Raw genomic sequence first — 12,665 nt, 5'->3', positions numbered from 1 at the left:
CAATTCCCATGCCAACCTTGCCAGATTCGGCTTTACACCCCCTGGTCGTGGTGCTATACTGGACACTCATATGGCTGGAAGATGGAACGCCCGCAACGCGCTTGCGCTGATCATTCTCTGCCTTGTCGCAGCCCTGACTTTCATGGTTGCGCGCAACTTTCAGGGAGACCTGGCCGAGGAGATCGTCGATGTCCTGCCTCGGGACGTGGACCTGTCCTTGAAGGGCTTGAGTTACACGGAGACCCGCGATGGGCAGCGCCGGTGGTTTCTTGAGGCCGACTCGGCGGCGTACAAAGCCGAAGAGGCGACGGCCCGCATCGAAAACATCCGCATGACCTTCTATGGGCACGAGGAGCTGGGCGACCTGGCTCTGACGGCCCTCAGCGGGGCCCTGAACAGGGAGACGCGGGAGGTCGAAGTCCAGGGGGACGTGAAGGTGCGCAGCGAACGGGGCGACGCCTTCTTCACGGAAAGCCTGCGCTACCGGGAGTCGGACCGGATTCTGCGCACCGACGATCCCGTACGCGTCGTCTCTCAGAACTTGGAAGTTACTGGCAAGGGGTTGCGGATGAGTGTGCAGGACCGCTCCTTTGTGCTCCTCTCCCGGGTCAAGGCCCGCTGGGAGGGTTTGACGGACGGATCAGGGGAGCAATGAGGCGTTATTCGATAATTGTGCTTTTGTTGCTCGCCGCGACCGCGGCCTTCGGTCTGCCCGGGGCCGAAGGGGCCCAGGACCTCGACCTGAGTCGGCAGCCCGTGCAGATCACCGCGGACCGGCTCGAGGCCGACGGCATCGCGCAGCGGATGACCTTCTCCGGGCACGTGGTCGCACAGCAGGGCGACGTCACGATCTATGGGCAGGCTTTGACCGTTTTTCTCCTCTCCGGCAACCGTGAAATCGATCGGGTCGAAATCAGCGGCGACGTAAGGATCGTGCAGGGAGAACGGGTGGCCACGGGGCAGAAGGGGGTTTATTTCCACCGCGAGGGCCGGATCGTTCTCTCCGGCTCCCCCAGAGTCCACCAGGGGGCAGACTTTATAACCGGGGACGAAATTTCCGTCTTTCTCAACGAGGACAGGAGCGTGGTCAGCGGGCAGGAGGAGGGGCGTGTCAAAGCCGTCCTGCATCCCCAGGAGAACGGGCAGTGACCCGAAGGCTCTGCGCCAACGACCTGTCCAAGGCCTACCGGGGTCGGCAGGTGGTCCGGGGGGTCGATCTGGAGGTCTCCTCCGGCGAGGTGATCGGACTTCTGGGACCCAACGGGGCGGGGAAGACCACTTCCTTTTACATGATGGTCGGCCTGGTGCGGCCAGACCAGGGGCGGGTTTTTCTCGACGACAAGGAATTGACCGACCTGCCCATGTACCAAAGGGCGAGATCAGGGATTTCCTACCTGCCCCAGGAGGCTTCGGTTTTTCGGCGCCTGACGGTCGAGGAGAACCTGCTGGCGATTCTCGAGACCCTCGGTATCTCCGGGGCCGAACGCCAGGAGCGCAAGGAGCGGTTGCTGGAGGATTTTCGGCTGAGCCACGTGGCTAAATCCCACGGTTACGCTCTGTCGGGGGGGGAGCGCCGGCGGGTCGAGATCGCCCGGGCCCTCGTCATCGAGCCGGCCTTTATTCTGCTCGACGAACCTTTTGCGGGGATCGATCCGATAGCCGTGTCCGACATCCAGAATATCATCTTCGGGTTGAAGGAACGAGGCATCGGGGTCATGATTTCCGATAATAATGTGCGTGAAACCCTCGGGGTCTGCGACAAGGCCTACATCCTTAACGAAGGGGAGATCCTCGAATTCGGGGAGCCGGCCCGCATTGCCGAAAGCCCCCGGGCCCGTGAGATCTATCTCGTGGAGAGTTTCCAGCTTTAACCGGCACGCCCGTCCCGGCGGGGGCCGCAACGCAGCAAGGGGCAATGCCCCAGGAGAACCATGGCTTTAGAGCTTCGCCAACAACTCAAATTGAGCCAGCAGCTGGTGATGACCCCCCAGCTGCAGCAGGCGATCAAGCTCCTCCAGCTGTCTCGGTTGGAGCTGGTGGACATGGTTCAGCAGGAACTTGAGGAAAACCCCGTTCTCGACGAAGGCCAGGACGAGGGCGAAGCGAGAGAAGGCGTTCAGGAGGCCGAAGGGATCGAGGAGCCGAAGGCTTCGACCGAAGAGATCAAGGAGGTCGCCGGGGAGAGCGAAGGGCTCGGCGATATCGACTGGCAGACCTACCTGGAGGGCTACAACCTGGGGGGAGGGTCTGCCGATTATTTCGAGGAAGACGACGATCGGCCTTCCTACGAGAACCTGCTGACCAAGAAGGGGACCCTTGCGGATCACCTCAGCTGGCAGTTGAACCTCTCCCGGTTCGACGACGTGGAACGCAGGGTGGCGGCCGAGATCATCGGAAATCTCGACGATAACGGCTTTTTGAAAGCCACTCTCGAGGAGATCGGAACCCTGACCGAGGTCGACCCGGCCAAGGTCGACCAGGTGTTGGAGAAGGTCCAGGAATTCGACCCTCCCGGGGTCGCCTCGCGCAGCCTGCAGGAGTGCCTTCTCAAGCAGGCCCTTCTGCTCGGCATGGAGGGATCCCTCGTCGAGGCGATTCTTCGCAACCACATATCCGAAATGGAGTCCCGCAAATATCCGGTTATCGCCAAGGCTCTCGGGGTGTCCCTCGATGAGGTATTCGGCGCGGCCAAGGTCATTGCGGGTTTCGACCCCCGGCCCGGCAGTGCATACAGCCAGGAGGATGTCCATTACATCACCCCGGATATCTTCGTTTACAAGGTCGCCGAGGACTACGTGGTAGTGCTCAACGATGATGGTTTGCCCAACTTGCGGATCAACGCCTTTTACCGGAACGCCCTTTCCGGGACGGCTGGCATCGACGAGAAGGCGGGAGAATACATTCAGGAGAAGATGCGCGGGGCTCTGTGGCTCATCAAAAGTATTCACCAGAGGCAGAGAACCATTTACAAGGTCACCAAGAGCATTGTAAAGTTTCAGAGAGATTTTTTCGACAACGGTATCGAGCACCTCAAGCCCCTTGTCCTGCGCGACGTGGCCGAGGATATCGAGATGCACGAATCGACCATCAGCCGGGTGACCACCAACAAGTATGTGCAGACCCCTCAAGGGTTGTTTGAACTGAAATACTTCTTCAACAGCGGCATCAACACCAGCGGGGGCGAATCGATCGCTTCCGAGAGCGTCAAAAACAAGATTCGTGAAATCGTCTCCGGGGAGAACCCCAAAAAGCCCTTCTCCGATCAGAAAATCGTGGAACTCCTTCACCTGCAGGGCGTTCACATTGCCCGCCGCACGGTGACCAAGTACCGCGAGATGCTCGGAATCGGCTCTTCTACGGAGCGCAAGCGTCTTTTTTAATCCCTGTCAAGGATGGCTAACCCGTGGTGTGGCGTTATACTTAGACCAACGGTTGCTTATTAAAATAAGGAGGTTCGAAAACATGCAAATTGCCGTTACGTTCAGACATATGGAAACAAGTGAAGCCGTGCGGACCTATGTGGAAGAAAAGTTCACCCGGGTGAAGAAGTACATCGAAGAGCCTATCGACGCCCAGGCGGTCCTTTCCGTGAACAAAAAAATCCGGCACAAGGCCGAGGTCAGTCTGGTGGCCAAGGGGATCACCATCAAGGCTTCGGAAGAGACCAACGACATGTACGCGGCCATCGACTCCGTGGTCGACAAGATGGAACGGCAGCTCAAGCGCTACAAGGAAAAACTCAAAAAGCACAAGCCCTCGAGCGGCCGTGAGCGGCAGGTCGAAAAAACGATCCTGGCCGCCGAAAGCATCGACGAGAGCGGCGCTGAGCCCGTGATCATCCGCAGTCGCAGCTTTCCCATCAAGCCGATGTCGGTGGAAGAGGCGGTGATGCAGATGGACCTGTTGAACAAGGAATTTCTGGTTTTCACCGATGACTCTACCGAAGAGATCAACGTGGTCTATCGGCGCAATGACGGCAACTACGGCCTCATCGCCCCCCAGGGCAAATAGGGTCAGCCTCGTCTTTTCCGGGGGAGGGACGACGGTCCTTCCCCCGGACTTTATTGATACCTCCGGATTGTAACGAAAACTATGAATATTGTTGATCTTTTAGGTCCTCTTTCGATTGTGGCCGATTTGAAGGCGACGGACAATGACGGCGTGCTGTCCGAATTGACGGACGCCATGATGCGGACGGCGACCAGCCTCAACCGCGAAGAGGTGCTCAAGGTGCTGCAGGAGCGAGAGCGCCTCGGCAGCACGGGGATCGGCGACGGTGTGGCCATTCCCCATGGAAAGCTTAAGGATCTCGATAAGCTTCTGATCTCTTTCGGCCGCAGCCGTGCTGGGATCGATTTTGATTCCATGGACGGCAAGCCGGCCCAGCTCTTCTTTCTTCTTGTTGCACCCGAGGAATCCGTCGGAGTGCATCTGAAGACCCTGGCTCGCATTTCCAAGCTCTTGAAAAACCCCGGTGTGCGGAGGCGCCTCGTCGAGGCCGCCAGCGGCGAAGACCTTTATCGGATCATTGCCGAAGAAGAAGATCAACTCTGACCCCTTCCGCTCATGGTCCTCCGCTTTCCGCATAGCCAATCCGTGCGTCGGATAGGCAGCAGGGGGCTCTGCGTGCTCGGTGTGTGCCTGACTTTTCCGGTGGGATATGAATGGACTGAGTGTTCAAGAGTTGCTGGGTGAAAAAGAGGCCGGACTCGATCTGGAGCTTTTGGCCGGTGAGAGCGGCCTCGCAAACCTCATTCAGGTCCCCCGCATCCAAAAGCCGGGATTGGCCCTGACCGGCTACACCACCAACCTGCACCCCGACCGGATCCAGGTGATCGGCTCCACCGAGTTGAGCTACCTGAACCAGTTGTCCCCGCAAAAAGCCCAGGCCAACCTTCGCAAGCTCTGCGCTCTCGACGTCTGCTGTTTCATTATAACCAAGGGACAGCATCCCCCGGAGTTCCTCGCCCGGGAGACCGAAGAGCAGAACACTCCCCTGTTGCGCACCAACCACCAGAGTTCCACTTTTATCTCGCTGATCACCCGGTTTCTGGAAGAACGGCTGTTGCCGTCCACCATCGTCCATGGCGTCTTGGTCGACGTGCTCGGGGTCGGGGTTCTCCTGCTCGGCAAGAGCGGCATCGGCAAGAGCGAGTGCGCCCTCGACCTGGTCCTTCGGGGGCACCGTCTCGTTGCCGATGACGCGATCAAGGTCCGAATGAAGCTTCCCGCCGTTCTCTTCGGCGAAGGCATGGACCTGCTCCATTACCATATGGAAATTCGGGGCCTTGGCATCATCAATATCAAGCATCTCTTCGGAGTAGCGGCGATTCGCGAGCGCAAGAAAATCGACCTGGCGGTGGAGTTGGTCGATTGGGAAGACGGGAAGGAGTACGACCGGCTGGGGCTTGAGGAACTTAATTACCCCCTGCTGGGACTGGAGGTCCCCTTCGTGAAGATCCCGGTTCGCCCTGGCCGCAACATCACCACCATCGTTGAGGTGGCTGCGAGAAACCAGCTTCTCAAGGAGATGGGGTATCACAGTGCCCAGGAGTTCCAGGACCGGCTCGAAAAACGGATGGCGGAGACGGCCCACCTCCACGCCCATTCGATTATCGGGGATAATCTTGAATGAGCAGGAAACGGGTAATCATCATCACGGGCCTGTCCGGTTCCGGCAAGACTTCGGCAGCGCGGGCCCTGGAGGACGAGGGCTTTTTCGTCGTTGACAACCTGCCGCTGGCCCTGCTTCCCCAGTTTCTCGATTTGGCCGAGCAGGGCGTTCGTTTCACCGACGACCTGGCGGTGGTCATCGACGTGCGGAATCGGGATTTCCTGGCCGAGTACCAGGCCACCCTGGAGACGGTCAGGGAGGGGGGGTACGCTCTGGAGGTTTATTTTTTCGATGCCGCCGACGAGGTCCTCATCCGGCGCTATTCCGAAACCCGCCGCCGCCATCCCCTGGCCCTGAGCGAGGGGCTTGCCCAGAGCATCGGGGAGGAGCGCAATCTTCTGGCGGGGTTGCGCGACCTGGCCACCGTTCTTATCGATTCTTCCTGGTTCACCCCAAACCAGTTGCGGGCCAAGGTCGTTCAGACCGCCCGCGGCAGGGACGGCATTCTACCCCTTGAGGTAAAGGTGCAGTCTTTCGGCTATCGTTATGGGATCTCTCCCGGAACCGACCTCGTCATGGACGTGCGCTTTCTCCCCAACCCCCATTTCGTCCCCGACCTCCGGCCGCTGACCGGTCTCGATTCCGCGGTCAGTGACTATGTGCTTTCCCAGCCGACCTGCCGCGATTTTCTGGAGCGTTTCAGGGGGCTTCTCGGGTTCCTCCTTCCCCAGTACCAGAAGGAGGGCAAGAGCTATCTCAATATCGCCATCGGGTGCACCGGCGGTCGTCATCGCAGCGTGACTGTTGTTGAAGAGTTGCGCTCCTGGTTTGCCGACCAAGGGGTCACGCCTCAGGTTCTCCACCGGGACATCAGCAAGGGGTAGACAATGGTAGGACTGGTCATCGCCACCCATTCGAGGCTTGCCGAGGAATTGATCGCCGCATCGGAAATGATTATCGGTCCGGCCCAAAATGCCCGCTCGGTTTGCATTACCAGGGAGGACAGCGTCGAGAGCATTCGCCTTGGCATCTCCCGCGCGATCGAGGAGGTGACGGAGGGGCGGGAGGGAGTGGTCATCATGACCGATATGTTCGGAGGCACGCCGGCAAACATCAGCCTGTCTTTCCTCGAACCTCAAAGGGTGGAGGTCCTGACAGGCGTCAACCTGCCGATGGTCCTCAAATTCTTCAACAGCCAGGAGGGGCTCTCCCTCGGCGAGTTGGCCTCCATGCTGAAGGCCTACGGCCAGCAAAGCATCTCTCTGGCCAGCGAGATTCTGGCCAAATAGGGCGTCCGGATTCAACCTATGAGCATCGTATTGGCCCGCATCGACAACCGACTTATCCACGGTCAGGTCCTGGAAGCCTGGGTTCCACACGCCCATGCAAACTGTATTGTCGTGGCGAACAACGAGATCGCAGAGCATCCCTTCCAGAAAACCCTCATGGAGGCCGCGGTCCCCAAGGGGATCCGGGTCGTGATCGTCAGCGTCGATGAGGCGGTCACGATCCTGAACTCCAAGGATCTGGAGAGGAGCCGTGTGCTGCTGCTGTTTGCCAATTCCGGGGACGCTCTCAAGGCTCATCGTCTGGGGATGGGATTCAGTCGACTCAACCTCGGGAACATGCATGCCGGGGAGGGAAAAAGGCGGTTGAACTGTACCATCTCCCTCGATCAGAGCGACGTGGAGAACCTCGCTTCCCTGGAAAAGGACGGCGCCCGGATCGTCTCGCAGTGCATCCCTTCGGATCGTGAACAGAACTGGAGGAAGTTGATGAAAGGCCAGGTCGGATAAGATGGTCTTCGCCGATTACCTGGTGGCGGGTGCGGTCGCCGTTGGCATGGGGATCGACCGGACCGCCGCCCTGCAGCTCATGGTTTCGCGGCCTATCGTGGCGGCTCCCCTGACAGGGTGGTTGCTGGGTGATCCCATTGTCGGGCTTCAGGTGGGGTTCCTGGTCGAACTCCTCTGGATCGGACGCCTTCCGGTCGGCGCCGCGATCCCGCCCGACGACACCCAGGTGGCTGTCGGCGGTACGCTTCTGGCCGTGACGGTCGGAAAGGCACTGGCCCTGGTCGGAATGCCCTTTACCGTCCTCTGTGTTCTGGTGGCCATGCCTCTGGGCAAATTCGGGCAGACCTTCGACCGCGGCGCCCGGCACTTGAACGGCAGACTTTTGAGCCGGGCCGAGGCCGCCCTGGCCGGTGGGGACCTCAACGCCGTGGAGCGGAGCCATCTCATCGGCCTCGGACATTTTGCCCTTTCCTCCCTTGGCACCTACGTCGTGATCGTGACCGCCGGTTCCCTGGTCCTCTTTTCTCTCGCCCCCTATCTTCACGAACCCTTGGTCGGGGCGGCTGACTGGGTGAAGCTGGCCTTTCCCCTCGTCGGGGTGGGCGCCATCCTCGGGACCATCAATGTCAGTCGCGCGATGACCCTGTTCGGGGCATCCTTTGTCACGGCCCTTCTGATGTTGTGGCTGGTGTGAGGCGGTGATGGAAAAGAAGATTGTCTCGCGCATCACACTGGCCAAGGTTTTCTTGCGTTCCTTTCTGTTCCAGAGCAGCTGGAACTTCGAGCGCCTGCAGAACATGGGGGCTCTTTACACCATCGCCCCGGCTCTGCGCCAGCTCTACCGGGGCAAGGAACTCGCCGATGCCTACCGGCGGCACCTCGACTATTTCAACACGCATCCCTTTTTGGCCTCCCCCGTGCTGGGGAGCGTCATCGCCCTCGAGGAAGAGGCGGCCCGGGGCGAATCGGCCGCCCTTTCGGTGCAGGAGTACAAGGGGATGATCATGGCGCCTTATGCGGCCATCGGGGACGCCCTTTTCTGGGGCGGTCTGAGACCTCTGGCCGCCGGGATCTCCCTCTTCTTTGCCGCCAAGGGCTCCCTGTGGGCCCCTGTCGTTTTTCTGCTCTTTTTCAACCTGCCCCATCTCTGGTTTCGGACCGTCGGTCTGTTGCGGGGATACCGGCAGGGGATGAGGATCGTGGAGGTCATGCAGCGTCGGCGCCTCCCGGACCTGGCTATCCGCCTCAAGGAGGGGACGGTGGTCCTGCTCGGGGGGCTGTGCGCCTACCTCGCTTATCTTCAACTTGAAGGCGAAAGCCTTTCACCCGGCTGGGGGCTTTGCATTCCTTTGGTTGTGTCGCTGTTCGGGTGGCTGGTTCGCAGGGGGACCTCGGTTCTTCTTCTTGTTTTGGCGGTTGCGTTCGGGATGGTGATGTTGGGACAATTCGGTTAACACATCGTGGTCAGGGTATGGATAAAAAGGAATTTGTCATAAAGAACCGGCTTGGCCTGCACGCCCGTGCCGCGGCACAACTGGTGCAGACCGCCAATCGTTTCCAGGCCGACGTCTTCATCGAGAAGGACGGCATGGAGGTCAACGGCAAGAGTATTATGGGCATTCTCATGCTGGCCGCCCCTCAGGGGTCGCAGATCGCCGTTGCCGTCAGCGGCGCCGATTCAGGTGAGGCTCTGGCGGCCATCGGAGAGTTGATCGATGATGGATTCGGAGAAGATTAACATCGCCGAAGATACTATCCTGGTCGGGATAGGCGCCTCCCCCGGCATTGCCATCGGGGAAACCTACCTCCTGAAGCGGGATCCCATGGCCGTGGCGGAGATGCGCATCGATCCCGGGGACGTCGTCTCCGAGGTGCGCTCGTTCTGCGATGCGGTCGAACGCTCCAAGGCGCAGCTTGAAGAGGTCAAGGCCCGGGTGGCCGACCGGGTCCTGGTCGAGCATCTCTACATCATCGACACCCACCTCCTTATTCTTGATGACGAGATGCTGCTGGAGGAAACCAAGGCGGCCATCGAGAAGGAACTTATCAACGCCGAGGGCGCCCTGATGCGCACCCTGCGCAAGTTCCGGGCGGCCTTCGACAGCATCGAAGACGAATACCTGAGAGAGCGGCGCACCGACATCGATTCTGTCGGGGAGCGACTTCTGCGCAACCTGGCCGGCAAAGAGCAGCCCTCTCTGGAAGAGATCGAACGCAAGGTCGCCCTGGTGGCCCACGACCTCTCGCCGGCCGACACCATGCAGATCGACAAGGAGAAGATCCTCGGGTTCGTCACCGACGTGGGGGGACGGACCTCCCACACCGCGATCCTGGCCCGGTCCCTTGGGATCCCGGCGGTGGTCGGCCTGGAGACGGTGACCACTCTCGTCCCAGGCGCCGTGCCGGTCATCATTGACGGAACCATCGGGACCATCATTCTCAACCCCTCCCAGGACACCTTCCGGGAGTACCTCAAGAAGAAACAGTCCTACGAATACCTTGAGAACGAACTCCTCTCTTACCGGGAACTGGCCTCGGAGACCCTCGACGGCCACCGGGTGACCCTGCTCGGCAACGTGGAACTGGCCGAAGATGTGCCCATGGCGCAGGCCCAGGGGGCCGAGGGGATCGGCCTGTACCGTTCCGAGTTCCTGTTCATGAACCGCTCCACGCCGCCCTCCGAAGAGGAACAGCTGGAGGCCTATCGGGGCATCGTGGAGACGATGTCCCCCTTCCCTGTTACCATCCGCACCCTGGACGTCGGCGGCGACAAGTTCGTGCCGGAGTTCAATCTCTCCGACGAGGCCAACCCTGCCATGGGGCTGCGGGCGATTCGCTTCTCTCTCAAGGAAGGGCGGCTGTTGAATGCCCAGTTGCGGGCCATTCTGAGAGCTTCGGTCTACGGCAAGGTCCGACTCATGTTTCCCATGATCTCGGGGGTGGCCGAAATCCGGGCCTGCCAGGCGAGCCTTGCCAGGGCCAAGGCCGAGTTGACCGCCGAGAACATCTCCTTCGACACCGACCTTCCGGTGGGGATCATGATCGAGACCCCCTCTGCCGCCCTGATTGCCGACAAGCTTGCCCGGGAGGTCGACTTTTTCTCCATCGGGACCAATGACCTTATCCAGTACTGCCTGGCGGTGGATCGCGGCAACGAGCACGTGGCCTACCTCTACGAGCCCCTTCATCCCGCCATCCTCAGGGCGCTGAAGATGGTCTGCGACGCGGCCAGGGAAACCGGCATCGAAGTCGGGATGTGCGGGGAGATGGCCTCCGAACCCTTGTACACCCTGGTTCTGCTCGGTCTCGGTTTCGGGGAGCTGTCCATGAACGCTCCCTGCATCCCGAAGCTGAAGCGGATTCTGCGCCAGGTGCGCAGGGACGACGCCGAGCGCTTCCTTGCGGGTCTGTTCGACCTGACGACCGCCCGGGAAGTGACCATGAAGCTCGAAAAGGAGATGGCCCGGCGCTTCCCCGAGATCTTCGGTGCGCCGGCCATTTAGTGTCCGTGCGGCTGATTCTATGCATTTATTCCGACCCTTTTTCCCCCTGTCTGCGTTGCGCCTCCTTGGCTTAACGCATGGCGGGCCAACGTCGGCGGCGCTTTGACAGTGACCGAAGTGCCTCAGAATTCACAGATACAACGAACCGCTCGGGACACCAGGCCGCTCCATTTTGGCGGCTTTTAACTTGACCCTTCTTCCCTACAGCTATATATTCACCGATTAATATTTTCCCCTTTCCGACCCCTCTTAAAGGAGATGGCCATGCTGGATAATGAGGTCCAAGAAGGGCTGACCTTCGATGACGTCTTGCTGGTTCCCGCCCATTCCACGGTCCTTCCCAAGGAGGCCGACCTGACGACCGCCCTGACCCGGAAGATCCGGCTCAACATTCCTCTGCTTTCGGCCGCCATGGACACGGTGACAGAATCCCGTACCGCCATCTGCATGGCCCGCGAGGGAGGGCTCGGGATCCTGCACAAGAACATGACTCCCGCCGAGCAGGCTCTCGAGGTGGATCAGGTCAAGAAGTCCGAAAGCGGCATGATCGTCGATCCTTTCACCATGAATCCCGAGCAGAAGATCTACGAGGCTCTGGAGCTGATGAAGCAGTACCGCATCTCCGGGGTCCCCATCACCGAGAACGGCAAGCTGGTCGGCATTCTCACCAACCGTGACCTGCGCTTCGAGACCAAGCTCGACCAGCCGATCGCCAACGTCATGACCAAAGACAAACTGGTCACGGTTCCGCCTGGCACGACCCTGGAGGAGGCCAAGCATCACCTTCATCAGCACCGCATCGAGAAGCTGCTCGTGGTGGACGAGGATTACGTCCTGAAAGGGCTGATCACCATCAAGGACATCGAGAAGGTGCGCAAATACCCCAACGCCTGCAAGGACGAATTCGGGCGTCTGCGGGTCGGGGCGGCGATCGGTGTCGGCCCCGACCGGGAGGAGCGCCTCGAGGCGCTGGTGCGGGCCGGGGCGGACCTGGTCATCATCGATACGGCCCACGGCCATTCCCAGGGGGTCATCGACGCGGTGGTCGATACCAAGAGAGCCTATCCCGATCTTCAGCTGATGGCCGGCAACATCGCCACCGCCGCCGCCGCCGAGGCCCTGATCAAGGCGGGAGCGGACGCGCTCAAGGTCGGTATCGGACCCGGCTCCATCTGCACCACCCGGGTTGTTGCCGGTGTCGGTGTGCCTCAGATCACTGCCATCGCCGAGGTCGCCCGGGTCACTCGCAAGGCGGGAATTCCCCTCATCGCCGACGGCGGCATCAAGTACTCGGGGGAACTCCCCAAGGCGATCGCCGCCGGGGCCGATATCATCATGATCGGATCCCTCTTCGCCGGAACCGAGGAGTCCCCCGGGGAGACAATCCTCTACCAGGGGCGGACCTACAAGTCCTACCGCGGCATGGGGAGCCTCGGGGCGATGAAGCAGGGGAGCAAGGACCGCTATTTCCAGGGTGACGTGGAGAACGACGTCAAGCTCGTTCCTGAAGGGATCGAGGGGCGGGTGCCCTTCCGCGGCAGTCTTTCGAGCAACATTCACCAGCTGATCGGGGGCCTGCGCGCCGGCATGGGCTACACCGGCTGCGGTACCATTCGTGAACTGCAGGAGAAGGGGCGCTTCATGCGCATCACCAACGCCGGCCTGCGCGAATCCCACGTGCACGACGTGGCCATCACCCACGAGGCGCCCAACTACCGGACCGAGCGGGGAAGCTAGAAGGAAGAGACAGCC

The 12,665-nt window shown here is 60.6% G+C and carries 15 protein-coding genes; all 15 read left to right on the top strand.

The features are described from left to right. The first annotated feature begins 70 nt into the window (after positions 1-70). The 15 genes from lptC (at position 71) to guaB (ending at position 12,650) form a co-directional block, all read left to right on the top strand. Complete coding sequence (gene lptC / locus C0617_RS02520) at positions 71-655, top strand: LPS export ABC transporter periplasmic protein LptC (RefSeq protein WP_291315447.1); 585 nt, start codon at positions 71-73, stop codon at positions 653-655. Between the two features lie 17 nt (positions 656-672). After that, a complete protein-coding gene (gene lptA / locus C0617_RS02515; RefSeq protein ID WP_291315446.1) occupies positions 673-1,149 on the top strand; it encodes a lipopolysaccharide transport periplasmic protein LptA in 477 nt (158 codons plus the stop codon). Beyond that, entirely contained in the window at positions 1,146-1,871 is a 726-nt protein-coding gene (lptB, locus tag C0617_RS02510) for an LPS export ABC transporter ATP-binding protein (RefSeq protein WP_291315445.1), read from the top strand. The genes lptA and lptB overlap by 4 nt, the downstream gene beginning before the upstream one ends. Before the next feature lie 60 nt (positions 1,872-1,931). Next, on the top strand, positions 1,932-3,380 hold the full coding sequence (gene rpoN, locus C0617_RS02505; RefSeq protein WP_291315444.1) for an RNA polymerase factor sigma-54: 1,449 nt from the start codon (positions 1,932-1,934) through the stop codon (positions 3,378-3,380). A gap of 82 nt (positions 3,381-3,462) precedes the next feature. Then, entirely contained in the window at positions 3,463-4,011 is a 549-nt protein-coding gene (raiA, locus tag C0617_RS02500; RefSeq protein ID WP_291315443.1) for a ribosome-associated translation inhibitor RaiA, read from the top strand. Between the two features lie 117 nt (positions 4,012-4,128). Then, positions 4,129-4,554, top strand: a complete 426-nt coding sequence (locus tag C0617_RS02495) for a PTS sugar transporter subunit IIA (protein ID WP_291315442.1) — start codon at positions 4,129-4,131, stop codon at positions 4,552-4,554. A gap of 106 nt (positions 4,555-4,660) precedes the next feature. Beyond that, positions 4,661-5,635 (top strand): HPr(Ser) kinase/phosphatase, encoded by a 975-nt coding sequence (gene hprK / locus C0617_RS02490; protein ID WP_291315441.1) that lies wholly within the window; start codon positions 4,661-4,663, stop codon positions 5,633-5,635. Further along, entirely contained in the window at positions 5,632-6,498 is an 867-nt protein-coding gene (gene rapZ, locus C0617_RS02485; protein ID WP_291315440.1) for an RNase adapter RapZ, read from the top strand. Before hprK ends, rapZ begins: the two co-directional genes overlap by 4 nt. Positions 6,499-6,501: 3 nt before the next feature. Continuing rightward, complete coding sequence (locus C0617_RS02480) at positions 6,502-6,903, top strand: PTS system fructose subfamily IIA component (protein WP_291315439.1); 402 nt, start codon at positions 6,502-6,504, stop codon at positions 6,901-6,903. 18 nt (positions 6,904-6,921) lie between these two features. Beyond that, positions 6,922-7,410, top strand: coding sequence for a PTS sugar transporter subunit IIB (locus C0617_RS02475; RefSeq protein ID WP_291315438.1), 489 nt, complete (start codon positions 6,922-6,924; stop codon positions 7,408-7,410). A 1-nt stretch (position 7,411) separates the two neighbouring features. Beyond that, a complete protein-coding gene (locus C0617_RS02470) occupies positions 7,412-8,104 on the top strand; it encodes a PTS sugar transporter subunit IIC (RefSeq protein WP_291315437.1) in 693 nt (230 codons plus the stop codon). Between the two features lie 7 nt (positions 8,105-8,111). Continuing rightward, positions 8,112-8,864: a PTS system mannose/fructose/sorbose family transporter subunit IID gene (locus C0617_RS02465; protein ID WP_291315436.1), complete on the top strand. Its 753-nt coding sequence runs from the start codon at positions 8,112-8,114 to the stop codon at positions 8,862-8,864. A gap of 17 nt (positions 8,865-8,881) precedes the next feature. Next, positions 8,882-9,148, top strand: a complete 267-nt coding sequence (locus tag C0617_RS02460) for an HPr family phosphocarrier protein (protein ID WP_291315435.1) — start codon at positions 8,882-8,884, stop codon at positions 9,146-9,148. Next, on the top strand, positions 9,126-10,913 hold the full coding sequence (gene ptsP / locus C0617_RS02455; protein ID WP_291315434.1) for a phosphoenolpyruvate--protein phosphotransferase: 1,788 nt from the start codon (positions 9,126-9,128) through the stop codon (positions 10,911-10,913). The genes C0617_RS02460 and ptsP overlap by 23 nt, the downstream gene beginning before the upstream one ends. A gap of 264 nt (positions 10,914-11,177) precedes the next feature. Continuing rightward, positions 11,178-12,650, top strand: coding sequence for an IMP dehydrogenase (gene guaB / locus C0617_RS02450; RefSeq protein ID WP_291315433.1), 1,473 nt, complete (start codon positions 11,178-11,180; stop codon positions 12,648-12,650). The last annotated feature ends 15 nt before the right edge of the window (positions 12,651-12,665 follow it).

It is taken from the genome of Desulfuromonas sp. (assembly GCF_002868845.1).
GTDB lineage: Bacteria > Desulfobacterota > Desulfuromonadia > Desulfuromonadales > BM501 > BM501.
The sequence above is the reverse complement of the archived record's forward strand: the minus strand, read 5'-3'. Positions and strand labels throughout refer to the sequence as shown.

What these genes read in the sequence shown, in the direction of transcription:
- ptsP (WP_291315434.1), top strand. Translation starts at nt 9,126, where the DNA reads ATGATGGATTCGGAGAAGATTAACATCGCCGAAGATACTATCCTGGTC.
- C0617_RS02460 (WP_291315435.1), top strand. Translation starts at nt 8,882, where the DNA reads ATGGATAAAAAGGAATTTGTCATAAAGAACCGGCTTGGCCTGCACGCC.
- rapZ (WP_291315440.1), top strand. Translation starts at nt 5,632, where the DNA reads ATGAGCAGGAAACGGGTAATCATCATCACGGGCCTGTCCGGTTCCGGC.
- hprK (WP_291315441.1), top strand. Translation starts at nt 4,661, where the DNA reads ATGAATGGACTGAGTGTTCAAGAGTTGCTGGGTGAAAAAGAGGCCGGA.
- raiA (WP_291315443.1), top strand. Translation starts at nt 3,463, where the DNA reads ATGCAAATTGCCGTTACGTTCAGACATATGGAAACAAGTGAAGCCGTG.
- C0617_RS02465 (WP_291315436.1), top strand. Translation starts at nt 8,112, where the DNA reads ATGGAAAAGAAGATTGTCTCGCGCATCACACTGGCCAAGGTTTTCTTG.
- guaB (WP_291315433.1), top strand. Translation starts at nt 11,178, where the DNA reads ATGCTGGATAATGAGGTCCAAGAAGGGCTGACCTTCGATGACGTCTTG.
- C0617_RS02470 (WP_291315437.1), top strand. Translation starts at nt 7,412, where the DNA reads ATGGTCTTCGCCGATTACCTGGTGGCGGGTGCGGTCGCCGTTGGCATG.
- C0617_RS02475 (WP_291315438.1), top strand. Translation starts at nt 6,922, where the DNA reads ATGAGCATCGTATTGGCCCGCATCGACAACCGACTTATCCACGGTCAG.
- rpoN (WP_291315444.1), top strand. Translation starts at nt 1,932, where the DNA reads ATGGCTTTAGAGCTTCGCCAACAACTCAAATTGAGCCAGCAGCTGGTG.
- lptC (WP_291315447.1), top strand. Translation starts at nt 71, where the DNA reads ATGGCTGGAAGATGGAACGCCCGCAACGCGCTTGCGCTGATCATTCTC.
- C0617_RS02480 (WP_291315439.1), top strand. Translation starts at nt 6,502, where the DNA reads ATGGTAGGACTGGTCATCGCCACCCATTCGAGGCTTGCCGAGGAATTG.